This window comes from Kribbella sp. WER1 (assembly GCF_054189145.1).
In genome coordinates, this window is the sequence record NZ_CM135186.1 from 8,393,935 (window position 1) to 8,416,900 (window position 22,966).

Below are 22,966 nucleotides of genomic sequence, written 5' to 3' on the forward strand. Positions count from 1 at the left end.
ATCATGCTCACGACCAGAGCGCCTGACTGACCGCCGCGCCCAGGAAAACGCTCCCCAGGCCGGCGACGATGCTCGCGGTCACGTTCGCGACGGCGAGGAAGCGGGCGCGGTCCTCGAACAGCCGGATCGTCTCGTAGGAGAACGTCGAGTACGTCGTCAACGCACCGCAGAAGCCAGTGCCGACGAACAGCTGGACGCCGGCCGGGAACGCGTTCGACGCCCCGGCCAGGAACCCGAGGACCAGCGAGCCGAGGACGTTCACGCTGAACGTGCCCCACGGGAACATCGAGTCGTGCCGGGCCTGGACGGCGCGGTCGGCGACGTACCGCAGCGGCGCACCGATCAGGCCGCCGGCGATCACCAGCAGGAGCCGCGTCACCGGGTCCTCCAGGTGATCAGCGCCCGGGTCGCGCTCACCGTGCAGCGGACCGCGAGCAGCGCGCCGACGATCGTGGTCGCCAGGTACAGCAGCGCGACCCCGGCGTGGCTGCCGGTGACGAGCTTCTCGATGTCGACGGCGTACGTCGAGAACGTCGTGAAGCCGCCGAGCACGCCGGTGCCGAGGAACGGGCGGAGCAGCCGCTGCCGGGTGAGGACGTCGGTGACGAGCACCATCAGGATCCCGATCAGCCCGCAGCCGGCGATGTTGATCAGCAGCGTGTTGACGGGAAACCCGCCCGGCGGAGTCGGCCAGCCGAGGCCGATCAGGTATCGCGCGGTGGCGCCGAGTGCACCGCCGACCGCGATCACGCCGAGGATCACCGGGTCGTGTGCGCGTCGCCCGCGGCCGTCGACCCGCAGGTCGACGTCGGAGTCGACCGCGCCGCGCGGCAGCGGATTACCCGGGTGATGCTCCACAGACAGGCCTCCTACCAGCATCGACCTCCCGGCGCGACGCCGAGAGGTTCCACAGGTAGGGACTGTTGGCCGCCGGACTGACGACAGTTCGGTCCGGCGAGCCCCACCGCCGGTCTATCGGCTCCCAGCATATCGGGAGCCGCTCACCGCCCCGCAGCGGGTGTGACCTGGACGCGTACGTTCTTCATCAGCGGCTGGTCGCTCTGGGTGCTGTAGTCGTTCGCCGCGATCAGCACGTTCATCTCCGGCATGTACCCGGCCGCGTTCCCGCGCGGCATGCCGTAGCGCAGCGCCCGGTAATCGTGGAGCACCCGGGTCGAGCCGTCGCGGGCGGTCGCCGTGATGTCGACGAGGTCGCCCTGCGCGAGGCCCCGCGCCTGCATGTCGTCGGCGTTCATCAGGATCAGCGTCCGCAGGTTCTTCACACCGCGGTACCGGTCGTTGTCGGAGTAGATCGTGGCGTTCCACTGGTCGTGCGACCGCATGGTCTGCAGGATCAGTACGTCGTCCGGCGGCCGGACGTCCGGGAGCTCCGCGGTGGAGAACTCGGCGCGGCCGGTCCCGGTCAGGAAGACCAGTTCGCGGGCGGGCTGCCGGAGCCGGAAGCCGAGCGGGTGCCGGACCCGCCGGTTGAAGTCTTCGAACCCGTCCAGCGCCCGCGCCATGATGTCGCGGATCCGGTCGTAGTCCTCGACGTACGACGACCACGGCGTTCGCGTTCTGGGGAGCGTGGCCTGGGCGATGCCGGCGATGATCGCGGGCTCGGACAGCAGCAGCGGTGACGCGGGGCGTTTCCGGCCGATCGACAGGTGCACCATGCTCATCGAGTCCTCGACCGTCACCGACTGCGGCCCGCCGGCCTGGACGTCGAGCTCGGTCCGGCCGAGGCACGGCAGGACCAGCGCCCGGCGCCCGTGCACGAGGTGGCTGCGGTTCAGTTTGGTACTGACGTGGACGGTCAGGTCGCACGCCCGCAGGCCCTCCGCGGTCGCGGCCGTGTCCGGGGCGGCGAGTGCGAAGTTGCCGCCCATCCCGACGAACACCTTCACCGACCCGTCCCGCATCGCCGCGATCGTCTTCACCGTGTCGAGCCCGTGGTGCCGCGGCGGGTCGATCTCGCAGGCGGCGGCGAGCCGGTCGAGGAACGTCGTACTCGGCCGGTGGTCGATCCCGCAGGTCCGGTTGCCCTGCACGTTGCTGTGACCGCGGACCGGCGACGGGCCGGCGCCTTCGCGGCCGAGGTTGCCGCGGAGCAGCAGCAGGTTGACGATCTCGCGGACCGTGTCGACGCCGTGCTCGTGCTGGGTGACGCCGAGGCACCAGCTGATCAACGTCCGCCGGGACCGCGAGTAGACCGTCGCGGCCCGCCGGATGTCCGCCTCGGTCAGCCCGGACTGCTCGACCAGCTCCGCCCAGTCGGTCTCCTCACAGATCTTCCGGTACGCCGCGAAGCCGTCGGTGTACCGCTCCAGGAACACCTCGTCGAGCGCCTTCCGATCGGTCTCGGCCTCCTCGAGCACGGCCTTCGCGATCCCGCGGAGCAGCGCGAGGTCGCCGCCGACCCGGACCTGCAGGTTCAGCGTGCTGGTCGGGGTGGACCTGTTCAGCGCCATGTCGACGAACTCGTGCGGCACGATCGTCCGCCCGGCCGCGGCCTCGACGAGCGGGTTGACGTGCACGATCTGCGCGCCGCGCCGGTACGCGTCGGACAGCGCGGTCAGCATCCGCGGCGCGTTCGAGGCGGCGTTCACCCCGAGGACGAAGATCGCCTCGGCGGTCTCCCAGTCCTTCAGGTCCGCCGTACCTTTGCCGGTCCCGAGGGCGGCCTGCAGCGCGCGGCCGGAGGCTTCGTGGCACATGTTCGAGCAGTCCGGCAGGTTGTTCGTGCCGTACTCGCGGGCGAACAGCTGGTACAGGAACGTGGCCTCGTTGCTGAGCCGGCCGGAGGTGTAGAACGCCGCCTGGTCGGGGGAGTCGAGCGCCTGGAGCTGCGTCCCGATCAGGTCGAACGCGGCCTGCCAGCTGGTCGGTACGTAGTGGTCCGTCGCGGCGTCGTACACCATCGGCTCGGTCAGGCGGCCGACGTCCTCGAGCGCGAAGTCGGTCCAGCTCTCGAGTTCGGTGACGGTGTGCGCGGCGAAGAACTCGCGGCCGGCGCGCTTCGGGGTCATCTCCCAGACGACGTGCTTGACGCCGTTCTCGCAGAGGTCGAGCTTCAGGCCGTCGATCGCGTCCGGCCAGGCGCAGCCGGGGCAGTCGAAGCCGCCGTTCTCGTGATTCATCCGGAGCATCGCGCGCGGGCCGGACGCGATCGCGTGCTCGCGGCCGAGCACCTTGGCCACCGACATCGCCGCGCCCCAGCCAGCGGACGGGTGGTGGTAGTCCTTCTGTGACCACTCAGCGTCGGTCGTCGGTCCGTCTCCGCCTTGGTCGCTCATGGTCTCCCGTTCCCGCTGCGTCGAGGGTCTGCGTTGGGTCTAGGAACGAGTCTGCACCTCTGCGTCCGCTGTGGCGTAGACGTTGTCGGTCCCGACAGCGGGTGTCGTCAGCGGCAACAGCCGGACGGCGTACGCCGCGGCCGCCAGCTCGGACGCCTGCCGCGGATCGTTGAGCGACCGCCCGGTCAGCTCCTGCAGGCGGCGCAGGCGGTACCGGATGGTGTTCGGGTGGCAGCGCAGCGACTCCCCGGCGAGCTCCGCGGAGCCGCCGTGGTCGAGGTGCGCGTTCAGCGTGTCGAGCAGTACGGCGCGATCGTCCGGCGGCAGCGCGAGCACCGGGCCGAACACCTGTTCCGCGATCCGCCGGCCCTCGCGCGGGTCCATCGCCATCATCCCGGCCAGCGGGCTGGCGTCGAACACCTGCACCTCGGTCCGCCCGGCAGGCACCGTGACCAGCGCGGTCCGGGCCAGCCGCAGCGCCCGCGGCGTCTCGGACAGCGAGTCGTACGGCGGGCTCACCCCGGTCCGCGCCGTCGCCGTGTCCTGCAGCATCGAGAGGATCGACAGGCCGGAGTCCGCGGGCAGCGAGATCAGCCCGAGCTGCAACGCGGGCGTCAGCCGCCAGCCGGAGACCACGCCGTGCCCGGCGAGTTCCTTCTCGATCCCGGGCAGGCTCTCCTCGGCCAGGCCGCGGGTCTCGGCGGCGACCACGATCATCCGGCTGTTCGGCGCGAACCCGAGCAGTGACGCCGCCTCCCACGGGCCACCCTGCGGTCCGGGGTGACCGCTCAGCAACGCTTCGACCAGCGCGGACCGCTGCTGCTGCCGGGCGAGCAGCAACGCGGCGGTGGTGGCCCGGTACTCCTCGGTGACCGCCAGCGACTGCTCGTCGCTCAACCGCCAGAGGATGCTGGCCGCGGTCAGCAGGGCGTCGGCCTCGTCGGGCTCCCAGGTCCGCCGGACGTACGCGACCAGGCCCTCCCAGAGCACGGTGAAGCCGATCCGGAACGCCTGCAGGACCTCGGGCAGCGGCACCGACTGCTCGGCGCGGCGGCGCCCGGTCGCCTTCGCCGGGGACTGGTCGAGCGAGGCGTCCGGCTGCTGGAGGACGCCGATGATCGAGCCCATGTTCAGCTCGACCGAGCGGTGCAGCTCGGCGCCGGCGACCACCTTCGCCTCCCGGTAGAACGGGATCCGCTCGACGATCGCGTGACACGCGTCGCCGACCAGGTCGGGAAGGTGTTCCTGCGCCCAGCGGGCGAGCGTGGCAAGTCCTGTACTACTCATCGGTGTCCTCTCCGGCCTCACATTCCTGCCGCAACACCAACGACGCCGCCCTCCGGACGTCATGCCCGGAGAGCGGCGCCTACTGTGCCGACAGGGCTATCCGCCGTTGAGGACGTCGTACTTCGGGGCGATCCGGAAGTACTGCGGGTCCGAGAAGGTCAGCGGGACCTTGCCCAGGCTCCTGATCACGGTGCTGCCGCCGTTGGCGTGACCGACGGCGTACAGGTACCCGGACTTGGTGTCGCGGTCGATGCCGAGCAACAGCGTGCCGTTCGCGCCGCACTTGGTCGCGATCAGCTGCTCGAAGCCCTGCCAGGTGGAGCCGCGGACAACCTTGCTGGTCGGCGCCGCGAGGTACTTCGTCGGCCAGGTGACCGTGACCAGCGCCCCGGACCGGGTGTTGGCCAGGAACGTCTCGGACGTCGCGGTCCGGCCGATCAGCGCGATGCCCTTGACCGTGCTCAGGCCGCCGACGCCTGAGGTGATCCGCCAGCTGCCACCGTCGGACACCCAGCGCTGCATGACGCCGTCGGTGCGCTGGCCGTACAGCAGCACCCGCGCCGGGTCCCCGGCGTTGGACGGCTGCAGCACGGACTGCTCGATCCAGCGGTAGTTCCCCCAGCCGCCGCCGACGCGCAGGTTGTTCTTCGGATAGTGCGGGTCGACCTGGCTCTCGCTGTCGACGACGAACGAGTTCGTGTACAGCGCCCCGGCCTGGACGGTGAGACCGGAGCGGGCCTCCTTGCCGCCGGTCAGCGGCGTACCGGTGAAGGTACTGATGTGCTGCACCTGGCCGGGTGTGAACACGCCGGCGGTGCCGCGGACGCCGCCGATCGTGATCGGCGCGGTGGCGTTGATCATCCGGCTGGCGAACGCCCCGGTCGACGTCACCGATCCGAGCCTCAGCGCACAGGCCGCCGTGGTGGCCTGCTGGGCCTGCGCGGTGGCGGCCGTCCCGATCCCCAGCGCGAGGACGGCGGCGGATGCGAGTCCTACGGTCTTGCGAATCATCTCGTGTTCCTCCCCTGACGCGGAGGCACCCCCGCCTCCGTCGTACCGCATTGGAATCCGGACCGGCCCGGAAAGTTGCCGCTATCGTTGGGCACCTTCGACGAGTTTCTGGAGGGGGCTCACGGTGGCGAAAGCACTGGCGGCCGGGCCGGCCCTGATCAGGGTGTCGACGGCGGTTACGGAGCAGTACGAGCGGATCAGTTCGGACCTCGGGCTGACCATGCAGCAGGCGCGGCTGCTGTTCGTCCTGCACCGGCAGCCGACGAACATGCTCGGCCTCGGCGCGGAGCTGCGGCTGACCAAGTCGACGATGACCGGCGTGGTTGCGCGGATGGAGACCGCCGGCCTGGTGACCCGGGTGCCGGACACCACCGACCGGCGGAACTTCGTGGTGACGCCGACCGAGCACGGCGCCGAGGTCGCCGAGCAGTTCGAACGCCGGCTGCGCACCGAGGTCCGCAGGATGCTCCAGGTCCTGACCCCCGCGGAACGTGACACCCTCGGCGACCTGCTGACCGTGGTGATCGCCGCCCAATAGTACGAGTTTCGGACTGATGTGCCCGGATCCCTGGCGTTCGGCCGGATGCTTCCGCTACCGTCGAATTGGTACGAGAGTCGTACCGATTCTGGAGGTGCCCGATGACTTTGCTCGACGTCCACCCCGAGACAACTGCCCGCCGCCGGTACGTCACCCTCGTCGGCGCCGCAGTCCTCGCAGCCGCCCTCAACTACCTGGTGGCCCGCATCGCCATCACCCTCGGAGCAAACCCCGCCTTCGCGCCCCTCACCGCTCCCGTCTTCGTCCCCCTGACCCTGCTCGGAGTAGGCGCCGGCTACCTAGGCTGGACAACCATCCGCCGCCGCTCCCCGTCCACCGTCAAACTCGTGGTCCCACTCGTCCTGCTCCTGTCACTACTCCCAGACCTGTTGCTCCTGGCCACCAAGTTCATCCCTAACACCACCACAACAGCCGTAGCCGCCCTGATGCTGATGCACGGAGTAGTAACCGCCGTCGCCGTACCCGCTTATCAGCTCACCAGTTACGGGGCTGCGCGCCCTCTCTAAATCTCTGGTTGTTGCTTGAGGGAGGTGAAGAGGTCGTCGAGTGGCGGGCCGGGGGTGCGGTTGTGTTCTACGTACCATTCGTGGCCGAGCATGGTGCGGAAGAGCCAGTGGGGGAGTTTGAGGAGTAGGCCCAGGGTGCGGTCGCCGGTGTCGGCGGTGGCCTGGCTGGCGTGGGCCTCGAAGGAGGCTCGTTTCTGGCGGGTGTAGCGGCGTACGTCGACCCGGTGGGTGATCGCGGTGCTGGGGGAGTAGGCGTGGTCGTAAGCCGCCAGCGTCACCGCGGGGAGTACGCCGGGGAGGGTGGTCACGATCCGGATCAGGCGGCGGATGAGCCGGCGGTCGATCGTTGCCTCGAGCACCAGCGGGGTGCCGGCTTGTTCGGCGGCGTACGTACCAACTGTGTAGACCTGCCGGTGATCGGGGTGGCCGTAGCCGCCGGCCGGGTCGTAGACGGTGAGCGCGTCGGCCTGCTCCTCCCGGAGCAGCTCGATCAACGGTTGCGCTGCGTCCGCGACCGGGAGTGTACTGAAACCGTCGTCCGTGGGTGGCCCCGACGACCCAGAGTCCTTGAAACCGAAACGAACGACCCGGGAACAGCCGAGCGCTCTGGCTGAGCGCTCCAGTTCGTCGCGCCGGTACGCCGCCAGCCCGGGCCCGGAGCGGTACGACGAAGCGGCCGCCCCGGCCTCGCCGTCGGTGGCCACCGCGAGCACGACGCGATGCCCTTCCGCGGCGAGCCGCGCCAAGGTGCCGCCCATCAGCAGGGCCTCGTCGTCCGGGTGCGCATGGAACGCGACCAGGGTGTACGGCCCGGCCATGCCCCGAGCATGGCATGCCGTACGCCCCCGGGCCAGTTGCTCTCAGCACCCTCTCAGCACCGGCGCGACAGGCTGGTACCGATGAACGAGCGAGAACGGCTTGCGGGTTGGCGACGGCGGCTGCTGACGTCCGTCCTGAGTGCGTTGGTAACGGGGGCCCTCGTGGTGTTCCTGCCACGAGCGGTCGGGTCGACCTGGCACGAGGTCGGCGATGTACTCGCGCGGGTGTCGGTCGGCTCGCTGATTCTGCTCGCAGTTGTGTGGATCGCCGGACTGTGGGCACATTCGTTCGTCCTGGCCGCGTCCCTGCCCGGACTGACGAAGCGCCGCGCGCTGACGCTCAGCCTCACCGGCAGCGCGGTGGCAAACGTTCTCCCGCTCGGCGGCGCCGTCGGTACGGCGCTGAACTTCACGATGGTGCGCCGCTGGGGCTTTACCCGGCGGGCGTTCGGCGGCTTCATCACCGTGACGACGTTGCTGAACGTGGTGTCGAAACTCGGGGTGATCGCGATCGCGCTCGGCCTGGTGCCGATCCTGCACAGCGCGGCCGCGTTCGGCCCGAGCAGCCTGCTGTTCCTGCCGGTACCGGTCGCCGTACTGCTCGGCGTCTGGATCCTGGCGGACGAGCGGGTCGCCAAGGCCATCGGCCGCCAGTTGGACAAGGTGTTCCGGCGTTCGCGTCTCGAGGAACGGCTTCCCCGGTTCCGGCGGACGACGCTGCAGCTGATGCGCACCGGCTGGCGGCCGATGACAGGCGGGATGGTCGCGTACCTCGCGCTGCAGCTGGCGCTGCTGTGGCTGTGCTTCCAGGTGTTGCACGTACCCCTCGGCCTGGCGGTGCTGTTCACGGCGCTGGCTGTGGAGCGGCTGCTGACGCTGGTCGCGATCACCCCGGGCAGCGCCGGCGTGGTCGAGATCGGTACGTCGGCCGCGTTGGTCGCGCTCGGTGGCGACCCCGCAGGCGTTGCTGCGGGGCTGCTGCTGTTCCGCGGCTTCACGTTCCTGATGGAGATCCCGGTGGGCGGTGTGATGCTGGCGATCTGGACCTCCTTGCAGCGCCGGACGCAGGCGGTGACGGCATGAGGATCGCGCTGGTCAGCGACGTCTACCTGCCGGCGCTCGGCGGCATCGAGCTGCAGGTCCACGATCTCGCCGTGAACCTGCTCCGTGCCGGTCACGACGTCACGGTGTACACGCTCCAGGAGGGACAGACGTCCGGCGTACCGGTGGTCCGGCTGCCGTCGGTCGCCGGGATGCCGTCGCCGTCGTCGGTCGACCGGCTGCGGTCCGAGCTGCCGTCGTTCGACATCGTGCACGCGCACTCGTCGATCGTGTCGCCACTGGCCTGGCGCGCGGCCCGGCTGGCTAGGTCCGCGATCGTCACCGTGCACTCGTTGCCCGGCCCCACGATGCCGTGGCCGCTGGCGCAGCTCGACCGGTACATGGGGAAGGTCGCCTGGACCGCGGTCAGCGGAGCGGTCGCGAACGTGATCCGGCGGGCGCTGCCGGGGCGGACGGTCGACGTACTGCACAACGGCGTCGACCCGGCGGCGTGGCGGTCGAAGCAGCGTCCCGAGCACCCGTTGACGATCGTGAGCACGATGCGGCTCGCCCGCCGGAAAAGACCGCTCGCACTCCTCGACACCCTCGCGGCGGTCCGAGATCTCGTACCGTCGCACATCCCGCTGCGCGGCGTGATCGCCGGCGCCGGGCCGCGCGAACGGGCGCTGGACGCGCGCCGGCGGGACTTCGCGCCGTGGGTGGAGCTGCCCGGGCGGTTGACGCGGTACGAGTTGCAGCAGCTGTACGCGTCCTCCGACGTCTACCTGGCGCCCGCGGAGCTGGAGTCGTTCGGCGTCGCGGCGCTCGAGGCGCGGTGCGCCGGGCTGCCGGTGGTGGCGATGTCGACGGGCGGCGTCGGCGAGTTCATCCGGAACGGCATCGAGGGCTACCTCGTCGACACCGACCACGAGATGGCCCGGACCACGGCGGCGTTGCTGACCAATCCCGCCGTACTGCATCGGCTGCAGCAGTACAACCAGCACACGCTGCCGAGCATGACCTGGGAGCGTGTGATCGCCCAGCATGTGGCGGCGTACCAGGCTCAGCTTGTCCTCAGGGAAGGCTCTCTAGCCTCGGCATCATGAGGCGGAGCTGGGTCGAGCAGGTGATGGGTTTGCCCATCAGCGTGCTGGCCCGGGGAGAGTACGCCGAGTCCGCTGCGGCGGAGGCCGCGGTCAAGGAGCTGTACGCCGAGCTCGTCGAGGTCGACCGGGTGTTCTCGCCGTACAAGCCGGACAGCGACGTGAGCCGGCTGGGGCGTGGCGAGGTCGGCTGGGGCAGCGTCGAACCCGACGTCCGCGATGTCGCCGAGCGGTGCGCCGCGGCGCGGGAGATGACCGGCGGGCTGTTCGACGCGGACCTGCCGGACGGCGGCTGGGACCCGTCCGGGCTGGTGAAGGGCTGGGCGGTCGAGCGGGCCGGCGACCGGCTGCGGGCGGTGGACGGCGTCGACTGGTGCCTGAACGCGGGCGGCGACGTCCTGGTCGTCTGCCCGAGCGGGGCACCGTTCACGATCGGCATCCAGGACCCGCACGACCCGGGCCGGGTGGTCGCGAGCCTGGCGCGGACCGGCGGAGCGGTGGCGACCAGCGGTACGGCGGCCCGCGGCGAGCACCTGTACGACCCGCGGACCGGCCGGGCGGCAGCCGGCCGGTGGCTGTCGGTCTCGGTCAGCGGAGCGTCCCTGGAGTACGCCGACATCCTCGCGACGGCCGCGTTCGTCGCCGGGGACGACTGGCCGACGGTCCTGCTGCCGGGCTACGAAGGGCTCGGCGTGCTTGCCGACGGCAACCTTCAGGCGACCCCCGGGTGGGGCGTGGCGTGACCGGCCGGATCCTGCTGATCGAGGACGACGCGGACCTGGCCGGCATGCTCGGGCGGGTGCTCGGCGACGAGGGGTACGCCGTGAAGCTGGCCGCCGACGGGCACACCGGGTTGCACGTCGCACTGACCCGTCCGTTCGACGCGATGATCGTCGACCGCGGACTGCCGGCGGTCGAAGGGCTGGACCTGATCGCCCGGCTGCGCAGCCGTGGCGTCGGTACGCCGATCCTCGTGCTGTCGGCGCGGAACAGCACCGAGGACCGCGTCGAAGGTCTCGATGCCGGCGCGGAGGACTACCTGACCAAGCCGTTCGAGCTGACCGAACTGCTGGCCCGCCTCCGGGCGCTGCTCCGGCGGCACCTGGACCACGCGGTGCAACTCGCCGTACCGGGCGGCATGCTCGATCTCTCGACCCGGACGGTGCAGCGCGACACAGGTGAGCGGGTGGAGCTGTCGGAGCGGGAGGCCGATCTGCTCGGGCTGCTGGCGGCGCGTCCCGGCGTCGTGTTCAGCCGTGCGGATCTGCTGGACCGGGTCTTCGACGACGCGGAGTCCGAGACCGTCGTGGACACGTACGTGCACTACTGCCGGCGGAAGCTCGGGCAGGGCGTGATCAATACGGTGCGCGGCCTCGGCTATCGGCTGGGTGGTCCGTGAACGGGCGTCCGATCGGCGACGAGGTGCTGGTACGGCGTGCCGCGCGCGGCGTCGCCGTACAGGCCGCGGCGCTCGTCGCGCTGGCGATGCTGCTGCTGATCGTGCTCGTCACGGTGGTGATGATCCACGGGCAGTCCGGGGCGGCCGACGACCTGCTCCGATCCGCGGTCGCCACCGCCGACGACGTCAGCGATCCGCCGGCCGGTGCGTGGCTGGTGATGGGCGACTCGGCGTCGCCCGGGTTGCCCGCCGATCTGCGGCCCGACCTGACGGCGCTGCGGACCGAGGCCGCGAATCGGATCCAGGTGACGACGATCGAGGACGACGACGGGGAGTACCGGATTGCCACGGGGCTGGTGAAGGGCCGCCCGGTGCAGGCCGTCCTCGACCTGACGTCGCAGCACAAGGAACAGGCCCGGATGCTGCAGGCGATGGGACTCGCCGCGGTGCTCTCGCTGCTGCTCGCCGGGTTGCTGGGCGTGCTGATCGGGCGGCGCGCCGTACGGCCGTTGGCGCAGGCGTTGACGTTGCAGCGCGCGTTCGTGGCGAATGCGGGACACGAACTGCGGACGCCGTTGACGTTGCTGAGTACGCGCGCACAGTTGCTCGGGCGGTCGTTGCACCGCGACGGCGCGAGCGATCAGGTACTGGACGACGCGGACGGCGTGGTCCGGGACACGCGGCGGTTGACCGAGGTCGTCGACGACCTGCTCGCGGCCGCCGACCCGCGCCGGGCGGAGGAGCAGGTGCCGGTCGACCTGGTCGGTCTCGCATACGACGTCGCCGAGGCGGCGGGCGCGCATGCCGAGCAGGTGGGAGTGCGGGTGCGGGCGGCGTCGGACCGTGACAGCGCGCCTGCGCTCGGTTCGCCGAGCGCGATCCGGCGGGCGGCGATCGCGCTGGTGGACAATGCGATCGATCACACACCGCGCGGCGGCGAGGTGCGGATCGGCGTCCGGAAACAGCGCCGGGACGTGATCCTGTCGGTCAGTGACACCGGGTCCGGGATCGCTCCCGAGGCCGCGGAGCGGGTCCTGCGGCGGTTCGACTCCAGCGGGCACCGTGGCGGCCGGGTGCACTACGGGCTCGGGCTGGCACTCGCGCACGACGTCGCGAACCGGTTCGGCGGGCAACTGCGGCTGGCGCCGAGCGAGATCGGGGCGACGTTCGAACTGGTCCTTCCGGCGCTCCGCGAGGACGGTCCAAGGAAGAGCTAAGAATCCGCGGGCATCGTCGAGGCATGACCACCCGCGGAGCCGCACCGGCGATCAGCAGACCGCGGATCCCGCACCGGCGGCGCCGGGCGCCCAGGACACCGTCCTGGTGGCGGGACGCGGTCGGCATCTCCTGCTGGGCGAGCGTGCTGGTGGTCGTCGCGCTGTGGGTCTCGGGCCGCGGCCTGCAGAACCTGTTCAGCGGGCCGGCAGATCTGCTGACGTCCCTCGGCCGGCTCTCCGGGCTGGTCGCGGCGGATCTGCTGCTCGTGCAGGTGTTCCTGATGGCGCGGGTGCCGATGATCGAACGCAGCTACGGGCAGGACGAGCTCGCCCGGCGGCACCGGCTGGTCGGCTTCTGGTCGTTCAACCTGCTGCTCGCGCACATCGCGCTGATCTTGGTCGGGTACACGCTCCGCGACCACAACGACCTGCTGCACGAGACGTGGACGGTCGTCACGACGTACGGCGGGATGCTGCTCGCGACGGCGGCCGCGATCGCGCTGACGTTGGTGGTGGTGACGTCGATCCGCGCGGCCCGGAAGGTGCTGCGGTACGAGTCGTGGCACCTGCTGCACCTGTACGCGTACCTCGGCGTCGGGCTGTCGGTCCCGCACGAGATCTGGACCGGTGCGGACTTCTCGACGTCGCGCCTGGCGCAGGTCTACTGGTGGACGGCGTACGGCGTCGCGGCCGGGGCGATCGTGCTGTACCGGGTACTGCTGCCGGCCTGGCGGACGTTGCGGCACGGGCTCACGGTGCGTGAGGTGATCCAGGAGGCGCCGGGCGTGGTGACGGTGCTGATCGGCGGGCGCGGGCTGCATCGGATGCCGGTCCGGGCCGGGCAGTACTTCGTGTTCCGGTTCCTCGACGGACCCGGCTGGTCGCGGGGTAATCCGTACTCGTTGTCTGCCTCGCCTGCACCGGATCGGCTTCGGGTGACGGCGAAGGCCGCCGGTGACGGCAGCAGCCGGCTGGCGCGGCTGCGGCCCGGGACGCGGGTCGCGGTCGAGGGGCCGTACGGACGACTGACCGCGGAGCGCCGGGTCACCGGCCGGGTCGCGATGTTTGCCTGCGGCATCGGTATCACGCCGCTCCGGGCGTTGCTCGAGGAGCTCGAGTACCGGCCGGGGGAGGCGGTGCTGGTGTATCGCGCGCACAGCGAGGAGGACCTGGTGTTCCGCGACGAGCTGGAGCAGCTGGCGCGCCGGCGGGGGATCGCGGTGCACTACCTGCTCGGGCCGCGGTTGCGCCGCCGCCGGTCGTGGCTGCCGGACGGCGCGGCGTCGTGGTCGGACGAGTACGCCGTACGACGGCTGGTGCCGGGGATCACGGAGTACGACGTGTATGTGTGCGGGCCGGATCCGTGGATGGACGCGGTCGCGGCCGCGGTTCTGAAGGTCGGTCTGCCCCCGGCCCAGTTGCACCAGGAACGTTTCTCATGGTGAAAGGAGACCGAACGTGAGGCGCGGTATCCGATTGTTGATGACGGTCGCGACGACAGCCGTGGTCGCCCTGGCCTTCCGCACAAGCCTGCAACAGCAAGGCCCTACCACAGGCACAGCCGCAGTCGTCAACACCCAAACGCAAACGCCTACACGTTCACCTTCGCCTCCACCACACCCGACCCACAGGCGCCCGACACCAATCACGCCCCGTCCTACCCCCTCGAAGCCTCGCCCCAAGTCCGTCGTGGTCGCGGGCGGTGTCGTCGACACGCAGTACGGTCCCGTGCAGGTGGAGGTCTCGGTCACCGGCGGCAAGATCACCAAGGCACACACCCTCCAGCACCCGAGCGGCGACGGCCGCACCAACCAGATCAACAGCTACGCCGTCCCGCAGCTCGACCAGGAAACGATGGCCGCGCAGAACGCCAACATCGACACCGTCTCCGGCGCCACCTTCACCTCCGGCGGTTACCGCCAGTCGCTGCAGTCCGCCCTCGACGCCGCGCACCAAGCGGGCGCGCTGTGACCGCGCACGCCGAGCGACTCCGCCGCAACCTCGTCGTCGGCGGCGGCACCGGCGTACTGCTCTTGCTGCTTTTCCTCTACCCGACCAGCACCAACCAGGTCGGGCACGCGGCACCGACCGCCGCTCCCGGCATCGTGAGTACGTCGACCGGCGACATCACCGTGAACGGTACGTCGGCCGGCACCCGCTACGGCCCCGTGCAGGTACGCATCACCGTCCGATCGAGCAAGCTGGTCGCGGTCGACGCACTCGTCTACCCGTCGTCCGGCGGACGCGACCGCGAGATCAGCTCGTACGCACTGCCGCAGCTGAAGCAGGAAGCGCTGGCCGCGCAGAGCTTCCACATCGATACGGTGTCCGGGGCAACGTTTACCTCTGACGGATACCGTCGCTCGCTGCAGTCCGCTCTGGACGCAGCGCATTTCCGTAGCGCCGGTTGAGACCGGCGGAGTTCGTTGACGGTTCAGCCGGCCGTGTGAAACGTGCCAGACCGGGGTGCTACCTGATAGACACGGGACCACGTGTTGCGGACAGGGAAGCGGCTTCGGATGGTGATGGCATGGCGGTTCGGCGCTGTTGGCGTGGACGCCGTCATGGCGGTGATCCAGGACCCCGCGCTGTTCGCGGACTGGATGGTCGCCGTCCCGCCGGAGGTCCGCGCCGGAGCGAACTGGCCGCAGAAGGGCAGCGTCGTGCAACGGTACGACGGCCGCGAACCGCGCATGCGGCACGCCGAGAACCGGCACCTGACAGTCGCGCTGGTCGAACGCTGGCGTCCTGAGGACGAACTGGTCCTGCGGCTGCGCAGCGGTCTCGGCGGCTGGGTCCGGATCTGGATCAAGGTGCAGTCGCGGCCGGGCGGCGCGCTGATCGAGGTGCGCGCCGAGCCGCTCACCGCGACCGCCCGGCTGCGCTACACCGGCACCTCCCGTGGCCGCGCCGAGGAACGCTGTGTCCAGGTCGCCGAACGCCTCATCGAACTCGCCACAACCAGCGAACCCGACGAAGACTAGGGCCTCAGCACGATCCGCCCGAACACCTCGCCGTCCTGCATCTTCCGATGCGCGGCCGCCGCATCGTCGAGCGGCAACTGCTCGTGAATCACCAGCGGCAGCTCGCTTCTTACCGCGGCGGCGAACTGCGCGCTGCGAACGGCCTGACGATCCGCGACGGCCACGGTGTCCGCGCTGAACGTTGCGAACGACAACGACTTCCGGAAGTTCGCCATCAGTACCGTCACCAGGTCGGCCGGCGGCGGCCCGGCGATCGCCCCGACCGCGACGTACCGCCCGTTCGGCGCCAGCCTGTCGAGGAACGCCGGTACGTCGGGACCGCCGACGACGTCGATGATCACGTCGTACGCCGGGGGAGCGTCACCCGCACCGGAACGGTCGAGCACATGCGTCGCGCCGGCCTCCCGCAGCCGCTCGCCACGTTCGGCGGACGAGGTCGTCACCGCCACCGCGGACGCACCGCCCCGCGCGGCGAGGTGCACCGTGAGGATGCCGATGCTGCCGGCCGCTCCGCGGACCAGGACGGAGTCACCCGGGCGGAAGTGCGCGTGCGCGAGCCCGAAGTGCGCGACCACACCGGAACTCCCGAGCGTCACCGAGCCCGCCGCGGACAGCCCGGGTGGCAACGGTACGACGTCCTCGACCGCGGCGGTCGCCTGCTCGGCGTACCCGCCGCCGAGGCCGGTGAACGCCCAGACCCGCTGCCCGATCCAGGACCGGTCCGTATCGGGGCCGACGGCAACCACCGTCCCGGCGACCTCCGAGCCCGGGACGAGCCCTTCGCGGAATCCCCAGGCGGACAACGATCCGCTGCGGATCAGCGCGTCGACACCGCCGACGCCGATTGCCTCGACCGCGATCTGGACCTGACCGGAACCCGGCTCGGGCGCCGGCAGGTCGACGACGCTCAGTCCCTCGGGTCCGCCGAACGCCTTGATGGCCACTGCCTTCACTGCTGTCTCCTCTCGACTGTCTCCGAGACTAAGTGGACGCCTGCGTCCGGTTGGCTAGAGTGAGAGACGTGACGGATCGTTTGTCTCGGAAACTGCGCGCCGACGCGGAGGACAACCGCGAGCGGATCCTGGCGGCGGCGCGGACGCTGTTCGCGCGGTCCGGGCTGACCGTGCCGATGCGGGACATCGCGCGGGAGGCCGGTGTCGGACCGGCGACGCTGTACCGGAGGTTCCCGACCAAGCAGGACCTGGCGGCCGCGGCGTTCGCCGAACAGGAGCAGGCCTGCCGGCAGATCGTCGAGGACGGGCTGGCCGCGGACGATCCGTGGGAAGGGTTCTGCCTGGTGATCGATCGGATCTGCGAGCTGCATGTGCACAACCGCGGATTCACCGACGCATTCCTGGCGACGTACCCGGACGCGGTGGACAGTCGTACCAGTCGCGAGCTCACGCTGACGTCGGTGGGGAAGCTGGCGCGGCGGGCGAAGGCGCGCGGGAAGTTGCGCCGGGACTTCCAGCTGAGCGACCTGGTGATCATACTGACCGCGCATCGCGGGCTGCACGCGTCCACGCCGGCGGCGCGGCAGGCGGCGTCGCGGCGGTTCGCAGCCCTTACCGTGCAGGCTTTTCAGGCAAATGCCTGAGGCGGCCGTGGACCAGGTCCACGGCCGCCTCTCAGCTCAAGGCTGCGATCAGCCTTCGTTGTTCAGGTTGTTGACCTGGTCCTTCGCGACGTCAACACCCTTGTCGATCTGGTCGCCGTACTTGCCGCCGGTCTTCTCGTCGACGAACTCGCCGGCCTTGTCCAGGCCCTCGCCGACCTTGTCCTCGTGACCGTCGATCAGGTCCGCGGCCTTCTCCTTCAGGCCCTCAGCCGCGTCCTTGATGTTGTCGAAAACACCCATGTTCTGATCCCCGATCAGTTTCCGTAGTTGTTGTTGTCGTCGTTCGACGAGCCGTAGCCGCCGCCCGAACCCTCGTTGTCGTTACGGTTGTCGTTGCTGTGCGAGCCGTAGCCCGACTCCTGGCGCTGGCCGTAGCCGCCGCCGTCGGAGTCGTTCGAGTCGTTGCCCGAACCGTAGCTGCTGCCACCGTCACGCGAGTCGTTGCCCGAGTCGTTGCCGTAGCTGCTGCCGGAGTCGTTCCCGGAGTCGTTGCCGTAGCTGCTGCCCGAGTCGTTGCCCGAGTCACCGCGCTGGCCGTAGTCGCCGCCGGACCGGCCACCGGAGCGGTCGGAGTCGCCGCCCTGGTTGTAGTCGTTGCCGCCGTCGTTCCGGTCGTTGCCGTACGAGCCGCCGGATTCCCCTCCGCTGGAATCCCGGCCGTAGTCGTTGCCCGAGTTGTTGCCCTGGTCCCCGGAACCGTAGTTGTTGCCGGAGTCCTCCCGACCACCCTGCTCGCCGTACTGGCTGTCGTTGCGCTGGTCTTCGTCGTAAGGATTGCTCATGTGATATCTCCCCGTGAGATATGAGTTGTCGCCGGATGGCGCCCGCCCTTTCCTACCGGAAGGTATGAGGTGGCGCAAGCACTTCTGTCCCGTGTTTTGCGTGCCTTCACGAACCGGCCACCCGAATCCTCAGCCCGCACTCAGCGCTCTCTCAGGCCGTACGCCGGGTTCGTCGTCCGGCGCGTGCCGGACGACGGTCCTTCGCCGCGGCCAGCGGTTCCTGCAGATCCTGCAGCAACTCGGCCTGTTCGGAGAGCATGCCGGTCAGGATCGACCGCGCCACCCGCAGCAGCTCCGCGACCTCCGGACTGGTCAGCGAGTAGATCACCGTCGACCCGTGCTTGCGGCTCGACACCAGCCCGGACCTTCGCAGGACCGCGAGCTGCTGCGACAAGCTGGTCGGCTCGATGCCCACGTCGGTGAGGATCTCGGCCACCGAGTGGTCCCGCTCGCTGAGCAACTCGAGCACCCGGATCCGCGCCGGATGGCCGAGCGTCTTGAAGAAGTCGGCCTTGACCCGGTACAGCGGCGTACTCACCTCCCCAACAATAGTGGGCGGTCAGAGATCCTTGAGTATCCGGCGCAGCCTGTTGGTGGCGCGGAACTGGAGTTGTTTGATCGCGCCGTCGGTGCGGTCCATCGCGGTCGCGGTCTCGTTGATCGACAGGCCGGCGAAGAAGCGCAGCAGCAGGCATTCGCGCTGATCCTCCGGCAGTCCGCCGAGCGCGGCCCGCAACGACGCCTCGCCGACCGAGGCGAGCGCGGCCGCTTCCGGGCCGATCGCCTCGTCGACCTGCGGGTCGACCTCGTCGGTGACGATCGCCAGCCGGCTCCAGCCGGAGCGGTGGTGGTCGATCACCACGTTCCTCGCGATCGTGACCAGCCAGGCCGCGAAGTTGAGATGGGCTCGCGGCCGGCGGGCGATCGCGCGGAACGCCCGCAGGAACGTCTCGCTGGTCAGGTCCTCGGCCGCACTGCGCGACGAGGTCTTGCTGTAGGTGTACCGGTAGATCGACGGCAGGTACCGGTCGTAGAGCCGCCCGAAGGCCGCCCCGTCACCCGCTTGCGCGAGCCGGACCAGTTCCTCCTCCTCGTCGTCTTCGGTGTGGACGGTGCGTCTAGCTGTGGCGATGTGCATGCGCTTCCCAAGCCCCGTTCTCAGTCAGCTACGCCGTGAACATCACGAAAAGGTTACCGAATGTCGCCCATCGTGTCACCACCCTTCCACCGAGTATTCGTCCGCGACGCAAAATCCTGCGGCCCGGCCGGAAGCTGCAGTGCCGGTGACCGCGTGTTGCCGTCCGGTGCAAGATGGGGCGCATGCATCTGACCCTCGCCACCTCGTACGACGCCTCTCCGGAGGAAGTCTTCGCGATGATCACCGACATCACGTTCCAGGAGCAGGTCTTCGAGCAGTTGCGGGCGCAGTCGTACGGGGTGCAGGTGGGCGACGAGGGTGACGACGTCGCGGTGAAGGTCCACTGGATGGTCTCCGAGGTGCCGGTGGTGGCGCGCCGGTTCGTCGGTCACAAGCTGGAGCTGGAGCAGTCCAAGCTCTGGCATCGCGCGGGCGTCGACGGGGCCCGCGAGGCCGACGTCGACGGCGGCGTCACGGGGACGGCGGGGGTCGCCGGCGCGACCGTGAAGGTGGCCGGTATGACGCGCATCCTGCCGGTCGGACGCGGTACGAAGCAGGCCTTCGACCTGAACATCACCGCCTCGCTGCCGGTTGTCCGCGGCACCCTCGAGCAGCTGGTCGCGGACGCGGTTCGGGCCCGTCTCGAGAACAAGTTCAAGGTCGCTTCACGGTGGCTGTCCGGCTCCCTCTGACCCTTCCGGCGGCGCGCTGACCGTCTCTCCACGAGTTCACGAGTTGCAGAATTCTTCAATTCGTGATCGCATGCAGTGCGCATCCTGTGGAGGACGGTTCGTTGAGAGGCCTGTTACGCAAGATCCGGTCGACCGGCCGGGTCGCCGAGCCTGCCCCGGAGCGGGCGCCGGCTCAGGACGTCGCGCTGCGCGGCTCGGCGCAGGTCCGGCACGTCGACGCCGGATCCTGCAACGGCTGCGAGATCGAGATCGGGTCCGCCTTCGGCCCGGTGTACGACGCCGAGCGGTACGGCGCCCGCCTGGTCGCCTCGCCCCGGCATGCCGACGTACTGCTGGTGACCGGTCCGGTGACGCGGAACATGGCCGACCCGTTGCGGAAGGCGTACGACGCGACGCCGGCGCCGAAGCGGGTGGTCGCGGTCGGGGACTGCGCGCACAACTGCGGCGTGTTCGAGGGCGGGTACGGCGTCGAGGGCGCGGTCGCGGACGTGATCCCGGTGGACGTCGTGGTCCGCGGGTGCCCGCCGGAGCCGCCGGCGATCGTCGCGGCGCTGCGGGACCTGACCGGGCGATGACGATCGGGTTCGCGCTGCTCGGCGTACTGGTCGCCGCCGGGCTCGGTGCGGTCGGCGCCGCACTGCTCGGTCCGCGCCCGCGGGCCGTCGTCGCGGGCGTGTCGACGACGGCGATCGGGGCGTTCGGCGTGCTGGCGGGCGCGGCGGCGTTGAGCGGAGCGACGTACGGCGTCAGTGTCCGGGAACTGTTGCCGTTCAGCGAGGCATCGATCCGGGTGGATGCGCTCTCGGGCGTGTTCTGCGCGCTGATCGGCGGCGTCGCGGTCGTCGCGGGTCTGTACGGCATCGGCTACACGGACCATGCGGGCGCTCATGGTGCCGGCTCGCGCACGGCGCAGGCGTTGCTGCCGGTGTTCGTCGCCGCGATGATCCTGGTGCCGGCGGCCGCGAACGTGACGACCTTCCTGGTCCTGTGGGAGCTGATGGCGCTGACCTCGCTCGCCCTGGTCCTGGCCGAGCACCGCCTGCGTCCCGCGGTCCGCGACGCGGGCGTCTGGTACGGCGCGATGACGCACGCCGGGCTCGTGCTGATCCTGCTCGGCCTGGTCCTGTTCGCGTCGGAGGCGGGCGGCGAGTCGTTCGACGTACTGCGAACCGCGCAACTCTCGCCGGCGGCGAAGTCGATCGTGTTCGTGCTGGTGTTCGTGGGCTTCGGATCCAAGGCGGGCCTGGTACCGCTGCACGTGTGGTTGCCGCGCGCGCATCCCGAGGCGCCGAGCCACGTGTCGGCGCTGATGTCGGCGGCCATGGTGACGCTCGGGCTGTACGGCGTACTCCGCGTCGGGTTCGACCTGCTCGGCGGCGGCCCGCGCTGGTGGTGGCTGCTCGTCCTGACGGTCGGCGCGCTGTCGGCCGTGTACGGCGTACTGCAGGCGAGTGTCGCCACCGACCTGAAGCGCCTGCTCGGGTACTCGACCACCGAGAACCTCGGGCTGATCCTGCTCGCGGTCGGAGCGGGCGGGATGTTCGCTGCCGACGGCAACCGGACGCTCGCGAGCCTGCTGATCGCGGCCGGTGTGCTGCACGCGGTGAACCACGCCGGCTTCAAGACCCTCTTGTTCTTCGGCGCCGGATCGGTACTGCGGTCCACCGGCACGCGTGACCTCGACGAGCTCGGTGGCCTGGTGTCGCGGATGCCCGTGACGACCGCGCTGTTCGGCGTCGGCGCGTTGGCCGCGGCCGCGCTGCCGCCCGGGAACGGGTTCGTCTCCGAGTGGCTGCTCGTCCAGGGGCTGATCCACGGGCTGCCCGGCGCCGGCACCGTGGTGGCGGTCGCGATGCCGCTCGCCGTCGGCGTGGTCGCGTTGACCGCGGGGCTCGGCGTGGCGACGTTTGTGAAGGCGTTCGGCGTCGGGTTCCTGGCTCGCCCGCGTTCTCCGAAGGCGGCGGAGCCCCGCGAGGCGCCGGCGACGATGACAGGCGCGATGTTCCTGATCGCGGCCGCGTGTGCCGTGCTGGCGATCGTCCCGGCCGCGCTCGGCCCGGCGTTGACCGCCGTACTCGGCACGCTGCCCACGGTCCGCGACCAGGATCCGTTCCGCGGTGGCGTGACGCTGCGGCCGGCCGGGATCGAGGGGCGGATGTCGCCGCTGCTGATCCTGGCCGGGTTGCTCGTCGCGGCGTTGCTGGTCGTCGTGCTGATCCGGCGCGGGCTGCCGCGGCGCCGGGCGTTGGTGTGGGGGTGCGGCGGGACCCGCCTCGATCCGCGGATGGAGTACACGGCGACCTCGTTCGCGGAGCCGTTGACGCGGGTGTTCGACGACGTACTGCGGCCGGAGTCCGACGTCGACGTCACGCATCATGCGGAATCGCAGTACCTGATCCAGAGCGTGCAGTACCGGCAGCGGGTCGACGACCGGCTCGAGAACCTGCTGTACCCGCCGGTGCTCGCCGGCGGGATGCGCGTCGGCCGGCTGATCAGCCGGCTGCAGAACGGGAGCGTCCACCGGTACCTCGCGCTCGGTCTGCTCGGGCTCGTCGTCGTCCTCGTCGTCGTGGGGCTGGTGACATGAGCGCGGTACTGCAGTTGGTGGTGCTGGTCGTCGTCGCGCCGTACCTCGTGGGCCTGATGCGGCAGGTGCGTGCGCTCATGGAGGGACGGGCCGGCGCTGGGATCGGGCAGCCGTGGCGGGACCTGCGGAAGCTGTTCCGGAAGGAGCCGATCTCGCCGGAGGGCTCCAGTTGGGTGTTCGTCGCGGCGCCCGCCGTACTGGCCGCGACGACGTTGCTGATCGCCGCCGTCGCGCCGTTCGTCGCCACGGTGTCGCCGTTGGACGGTGTCGCGGACCTGTTCGCGGTCGTCGCCTTGCTACTGCTCGGCACCGTCGCGCTGGCGCTCGCCGGGCTGGACACCGGTACGGCGTTCGGCGGGATGGGCGCGAGTCGCGAGATCACGGTGGCGGCGTTGGCCGAACCCACGATCCTGCTGGCCGGTTTCGCTTTGTCGGCGCGCGCCGGGTCGACGAACCTGGCGGCAATCGTCGAGCGCGGCAACCAGGCGCCCGGGGACCTGCTGTCGCCCGCGGCGCTGCTCGCGGCAGTCGCGCTCGCCGTCGTGGTGATCGCGGAGGCCGGGCGGCTCCCGGTCGACAACCCGTCGACGCATCTCGAGCTGACGATGATCCACGAGGCGATGGTGCTCGAGTACTCCGGGCGCGACCTCGCGCTGGTCGAATTCGCCTCCGCGCTGCGGCTGACCGTGCTGCTTGGATTGTGGGTGAACCTGTTCGCGCCGTGGGGGATCGCGACGTCGGAGTCGCCGCCGGCGTTGCTCGGCGGCGCGGTGGTGTTCGTCGTGAAGGTCGCGGTCGTGGGCGCGGTGCTTGCCGCGGGCGAGGTGTTCATGGCGAAGCTGCGGCTGTTCCGGGTGCCGGAGTTGCTCGCGGGCTCGTTCCTGTTCGGTGTCCTGGCCGTGTCGTCCTCCTTCTTTCTGGCGTGATC

27 protein-coding genes are annotated in these 22,966 nt (G+C 70.5%); 16 read left to right on the forward strand and 11 right to left on the reverse strand.

Going from position 1 to position 22,966, the window contains the following annotated elements; genetic code table 11:
• Nucleotides 1-7 precede the first annotated feature (7 nt).
• The 5 genes from crcB to ACXJJ3_RS40805 form a co-directional block, all read right to left on the reverse strand.
• Entirely contained in the window at nucleotides 8-379 is a 372-nt protein-coding gene (gene crcB / locus ACXJJ3_RS40785) for a fluoride efflux transporter CrcB (protein WP_458167408.1), read from the reverse strand.
• Nucleotides 376-858, reverse strand: a complete 483-nt coding sequence (locus tag ACXJJ3_RS40790) for a FluC/FEX family fluoride channel (protein ID WP_458167409.1) — start codon at nucleotides 856-858, stop codon at nucleotides 376-378. The genes crcB and ACXJJ3_RS40790 overlap by 4 nt, the downstream gene beginning before the upstream one ends.
• A 143-nt stretch (nucleotides 859-1,001) precedes the next feature.
• Nucleotides 1,002-3,296: an FdhF/YdeP family oxidoreductase gene (locus ACXJJ3_RS40795; RefSeq protein ID WP_458167410.1), complete on the reverse strand. Its 2,295-nt coding sequence runs from the start codon at nucleotides 3,294-3,296 to the stop codon at nucleotides 1,002-1,004.
• Nucleotides 3,297-3,335: 39 nt separating this feature from the next.
• Nucleotides 3,336-4,583 carry a PucR family transcriptional regulator gene (locus tag ACXJJ3_RS40800; RefSeq protein ID WP_458167411.1) on the reverse strand — a complete coding sequence of 416 codons (1,248 nt, stop codon included), beginning with the start codon at nucleotides 4,581-4,583 and terminating at the stop codon, nucleotides 3,336-3,338.
• A 96-nt stretch (nucleotides 4,584-4,679) separates the two neighbouring features.
• Nucleotides 4,680-5,594, reverse strand: a complete 915-nt coding sequence (locus ACXJJ3_RS40805) for a hypothetical protein (RefSeq protein WP_458167412.1) — start codon at nucleotides 5,592-5,594, stop codon at nucleotides 4,680-4,682.
• Nucleotides 5,595-5,718: 124 nt separating this feature from the next.
• On the opposite strand from ACXJJ3_RS40805, the gene ACXJJ3_RS40810 reads away from it, so the two are divergent.
• Nucleotides 5,719-6,132: a MarR family winged helix-turn-helix transcriptional regulator gene (locus tag ACXJJ3_RS40810; RefSeq protein ID WP_458167415.1), complete on the forward strand. Its 414-nt coding sequence runs from the start codon at nucleotides 5,719-5,721 to the stop codon at nucleotides 6,130-6,132.
• A 101-nt stretch (nucleotides 6,133-6,233) separates the two neighbouring features.
• Nucleotides 6,234-6,659: a DUF6069 family protein gene (locus tag ACXJJ3_RS40815; protein WP_458167416.1), complete on the forward strand. Its 426-nt coding sequence runs from the start codon at nucleotides 6,234-6,236 to the stop codon at nucleotides 6,657-6,659.
• Here the strand turns inward: ACXJJ3_RS40815 and ACXJJ3_RS40820 are convergent.
• Nucleotides 6,656-7,477 carry a PIG-L deacetylase family protein gene (locus tag ACXJJ3_RS40820; protein WP_458167417.1) on the reverse strand — a complete coding sequence of 274 codons (822 nt, stop codon included), beginning with the start codon at nucleotides 7,475-7,477 and terminating at the stop codon, nucleotides 6,656-6,658. The genes ACXJJ3_RS40815 and ACXJJ3_RS40820 overlap by 4 nt on opposite strands.
• An 81-nt stretch (nucleotides 7,478-7,558) precedes the next feature.
• Between ACXJJ3_RS40820 and ACXJJ3_RS40825 the strand changes: the two genes are divergently transcribed.
• The 9 genes from ACXJJ3_RS40825 (at nucleotide 7,559) to ACXJJ3_RS40865 (ending at nucleotide 15,221) form a co-directional block, all read left to right on the forward strand.
• Nucleotides 7,559-8,560 carry a lysylphosphatidylglycerol synthase transmembrane domain-containing protein gene (locus ACXJJ3_RS40825; RefSeq protein WP_458167418.1) on the forward strand — a complete coding sequence of 334 codons (1,002 nt, stop codon included), beginning with the start codon at nucleotides 7,559-7,561 and terminating at the stop codon, nucleotides 8,558-8,560.
• On the forward strand, nucleotides 8,557-9,624 hold the full coding sequence (locus ACXJJ3_RS40830) for a glycosyltransferase family 4 protein (RefSeq protein WP_458167419.1): 1,068 nt from the start codon (nucleotides 8,557-8,559) through the stop codon (nucleotides 9,622-9,624). Before ACXJJ3_RS40825 ends, ACXJJ3_RS40830 begins: the two co-directional genes overlap by 4 nt.
• A complete protein-coding gene (locus ACXJJ3_RS40835) occupies nucleotides 9,621-10,364 on the forward strand; it encodes an FAD:protein FMN transferase (protein ID WP_458167421.1) in 744 nt (247 codons plus the stop codon). The genes ACXJJ3_RS40830 and ACXJJ3_RS40835 overlap by 4 nt, the downstream gene beginning before the upstream one ends.
• Nucleotides 10,361-11,020, forward strand: a complete 660-nt coding sequence (locus ACXJJ3_RS40840) for a response regulator transcription factor (protein WP_458167422.1) — start codon at nucleotides 10,361-10,363, stop codon at nucleotides 11,018-11,020. Before ACXJJ3_RS40835 ends, ACXJJ3_RS40840 begins: the two co-directional genes overlap by 4 nt.
• Entirely contained in the window at nucleotides 11,017-12,237 is a 1,221-nt protein-coding gene (locus ACXJJ3_RS40845) for a sensor histidine kinase (RefSeq protein ID WP_458167423.1), read from the forward strand. Before ACXJJ3_RS40840 ends, ACXJJ3_RS40845 begins: the two co-directional genes overlap by 4 nt.
• A gap of 23 nt (nucleotides 12,238-12,260) precedes the next feature.
• A complete protein-coding gene (locus tag ACXJJ3_RS40850; protein WP_458167424.1) occupies nucleotides 12,261-13,682 on the forward strand; it encodes a ferredoxin reductase family protein in 1,422 nt (473 codons plus the stop codon).
• Between the two features lie 289 nt (nucleotides 13,683-13,971).
• Entirely contained in the window at nucleotides 13,972-14,208 is a 237-nt protein-coding gene (locus ACXJJ3_RS40855) for an FMN-binding protein (RefSeq protein WP_458167425.1), read from the forward strand.
• Complete coding sequence (locus tag ACXJJ3_RS40860; RefSeq protein WP_458167426.1) at nucleotides 14,205-14,648, forward strand: FMN-binding protein; 444 nt, start codon at nucleotides 14,205-14,207, stop codon at nucleotides 14,646-14,648. The genes ACXJJ3_RS40855 and ACXJJ3_RS40860 overlap by 4 nt, the downstream gene beginning before the upstream one ends.
• A gap of 108 nt (nucleotides 14,649-14,756) precedes the next feature.
• Nucleotides 14,757-15,221, forward strand: coding sequence for a hypothetical protein (locus ACXJJ3_RS40865; RefSeq protein WP_458167427.1), 465 nt, complete (start codon nucleotides 14,757-14,759; stop codon nucleotides 15,219-15,221).
• Here ACXJJ3_RS40865 and ACXJJ3_RS40870 read toward each other — a convergent pair.
• Complete coding sequence (locus tag ACXJJ3_RS40870; protein WP_458167428.1) at nucleotides 15,218-16,174, reverse strand: zinc-binding dehydrogenase; 957 nt, start codon at nucleotides 16,172-16,174, stop codon at nucleotides 15,218-15,220. The two genes, ACXJJ3_RS40865 and ACXJJ3_RS40870, sit on opposite strands and share 4 nt — an antisense overlap.
• 68 nt (nucleotides 16,175-16,242) lie before the next feature.
• Between ACXJJ3_RS40870 and ACXJJ3_RS40875 the strand changes: the two genes are divergently transcribed.
• Nucleotides 16,243-16,818, forward strand: coding sequence for a TetR/AcrR family transcriptional regulator (locus ACXJJ3_RS40875; RefSeq protein ID WP_458167429.1), 576 nt, complete (start codon nucleotides 16,243-16,245; stop codon nucleotides 16,816-16,818).
• A gap of 48 nt (nucleotides 16,819-16,866) precedes the next feature.
• On the opposite strand, the gene ACXJJ3_RS40880 is transcribed toward ACXJJ3_RS40875, so the two are convergent.
• The 4 genes from ACXJJ3_RS40880 to ACXJJ3_RS40895 all read right to left on the reverse strand — a co-directional run bounded on the left by ACXJJ3_RS40880 (nucleotide 16,867) and on the right by ACXJJ3_RS40895 (nucleotide 18,759).
• Nucleotides 16,867-17,079, reverse strand: coding sequence for an antitoxin (locus ACXJJ3_RS40880; RefSeq protein ID WP_458167430.1), 213 nt, complete (start codon nucleotides 17,077-17,079; stop codon nucleotides 16,867-16,869).
• Nucleotides 17,080-17,093: 14 nt separating this feature from the next.
• Nucleotides 17,094-17,621, reverse strand: a complete 528-nt coding sequence (locus ACXJJ3_RS40885) for a hypothetical protein (RefSeq protein WP_458167431.1) — start codon at nucleotides 17,619-17,621, stop codon at nucleotides 17,094-17,096.
• A 151-nt stretch (nucleotides 17,622-17,772) separates the two neighbouring features.
• Complete coding sequence (locus ACXJJ3_RS40890; protein WP_458167432.1) at nucleotides 17,773-18,159, reverse strand: ArsR/SmtB family transcription factor; 387 nt, start codon at nucleotides 18,157-18,159, stop codon at nucleotides 17,773-17,775.
• A gap of 21 nt (nucleotides 18,160-18,180) precedes the next feature.
• The gene (locus ACXJJ3_RS40895) at nucleotides 18,181-18,759 is read right to left on the reverse strand and encodes a sigma-70 family RNA polymerase sigma factor (protein WP_458167434.1); all 579 of its coding nucleotides are present in this window, start codon (nucleotides 18,757-18,759) and stop codon (nucleotides 18,181-18,183) included.
• A gap of 182 nt (nucleotides 18,760-18,941) precedes the next feature.
• Between ACXJJ3_RS40895 and ACXJJ3_RS40900 the strand changes: the two genes are divergently transcribed.
• From ACXJJ3_RS40900 to ACXJJ3_RS40915, 4 genes are all read left to right on the forward strand, one after another.
• Nucleotides 18,942-19,451, forward strand: coding sequence for a DUF2505 domain-containing protein (locus ACXJJ3_RS40900; protein ID WP_458167435.1), 510 nt, complete (start codon nucleotides 18,942-18,944; stop codon nucleotides 19,449-19,451).
• 101 nt (nucleotides 19,452-19,552) lie between these two features.
• On the forward strand, nucleotides 19,553-20,026 hold the full coding sequence (locus tag ACXJJ3_RS40905; RefSeq protein WP_458167436.1) for an NADH-quinone oxidoreductase subunit B family protein: 474 nt from the start codon (nucleotides 19,553-19,555) through the stop codon (nucleotides 20,024-20,026).
• Nucleotides 20,023-22,038 carry a proton-conducting transporter transmembrane domain-containing protein gene (locus ACXJJ3_RS40910; protein WP_458167437.1) on the forward strand — a complete coding sequence of 672 codons (2,016 nt, stop codon included), beginning with the start codon at nucleotides 20,023-20,025 and terminating at the stop codon, nucleotides 22,036-22,038. Before ACXJJ3_RS40905 ends, ACXJJ3_RS40910 begins: the two co-directional genes overlap by 4 nt.
• Nucleotides 22,035-22,964, forward strand: coding sequence for a respiratory chain complex I subunit 1 family protein (locus ACXJJ3_RS40915; protein WP_458167438.1), 930 nt, complete (start codon nucleotides 22,035-22,037; stop codon nucleotides 22,962-22,964). The genes ACXJJ3_RS40910 and ACXJJ3_RS40915 overlap by 4 nt, the downstream gene beginning before the upstream one ends.
• Nucleotides 22,965-22,966: the final 2 nt, after the last annotated feature.

Bases quoted from the DNA above. Each gene is read 5' to 3' on its own strand.
- ACXJJ3_RS40795 (WP_458167410.1), bottom strand. From the start codon at position 3,296: ATGAGCGACCAAGGCGGAGACGGACCGACGACCGACGCTGAGTGGTCA.
- ACXJJ3_RS40800 (WP_458167411.1), bottom strand. From the start codon at position 4,583: ATGAGTAGTACAGGACTTGCCACGCTCGCCCGCTGGGCGCAGGAACAC.
- ACXJJ3_RS40805 (WP_458167412.1), bottom strand. From the start codon at position 5,594: ATGATTCGCAAGACCGTAGGACTCGCATCCGCCGCCGTCCTCGCGCTG.
- ACXJJ3_RS40815 (WP_458167416.1), top strand. From the start codon at position 6,234: ATGACTTTGCTCGACGTCCACCCCGAGACAACTGCCCGCCGCCGGTAC.
- ACXJJ3_RS40820 (WP_458167417.1), bottom strand. From the start codon at position 7,477: ATGGCCGGGCCGTACACCCTGGTCGCGTTCCATGCGCACCCGGACGAC.
- ACXJJ3_RS40825 (WP_458167418.1), top strand. From the start codon at position 7,559: ATGAACGAGCGAGAACGGCTTGCGGGTTGGCGACGGCGGCTGCTGACG.
- ACXJJ3_RS40830 (WP_458167419.1), top strand. From the start codon at position 8,557: ATGAGGATCGCGCTGGTCAGCGACGTCTACCTGCCGGCGCTCGGCGGC.
- ACXJJ3_RS40835 (WP_458167421.1), top strand. From the start codon at position 9,621: ATGAGGCGGAGCTGGGTCGAGCAGGTGATGGGTTTGCCCATCAGCGTG.
- ACXJJ3_RS40850 (WP_458167424.1), top strand. From the start codon at position 12,261: ATGACCACCCGCGGAGCCGCACCGGCGATCAGCAGACCGCGGATCCCG.
- ACXJJ3_RS40865 (WP_458167427.1), top strand. From the start codon at position 14,757: ATGGTGATGGCATGGCGGTTCGGCGCTGTTGGCGTGGACGCCGTCATG.
- ACXJJ3_RS40880 (WP_458167430.1), bottom strand. From the start codon at position 17,079: ATGGGTGTTTTCGACAACATCAAGGACGCGGCTGAGGGCCTGAAGGAG.
- ACXJJ3_RS40885 (WP_458167431.1), bottom strand. From the start codon at position 17,621: ATGAGCAATCCTTACGACGAAGACCAGCGCAACGACAGCCAGTACGGC.
- ACXJJ3_RS40895 (WP_458167434.1), bottom strand. From the start codon at position 18,759: ATGCACATCGCCACAGCTAGACGCACCGTCCACACCGAAGACGACGAG.
- ACXJJ3_RS40900 (WP_458167435.1), top strand. From the start codon at position 18,942: ATGCATCTGACCCTCGCCACCTCGTACGACGCCTCTCCGGAGGAAGTC.
- ACXJJ3_RS40910 (WP_458167437.1), top strand. From the start codon at position 20,023: ATGACGATCGGGTTCGCGCTGCTCGGCGTACTGGTCGCCGCCGGGCTC.
- ACXJJ3_RS40915 (WP_458167438.1), top strand. From the start codon at position 22,035: ATGAGCGCGGTACTGCAGTTGGTGGTGCTGGTCGTCGTCGCGCCGTAC.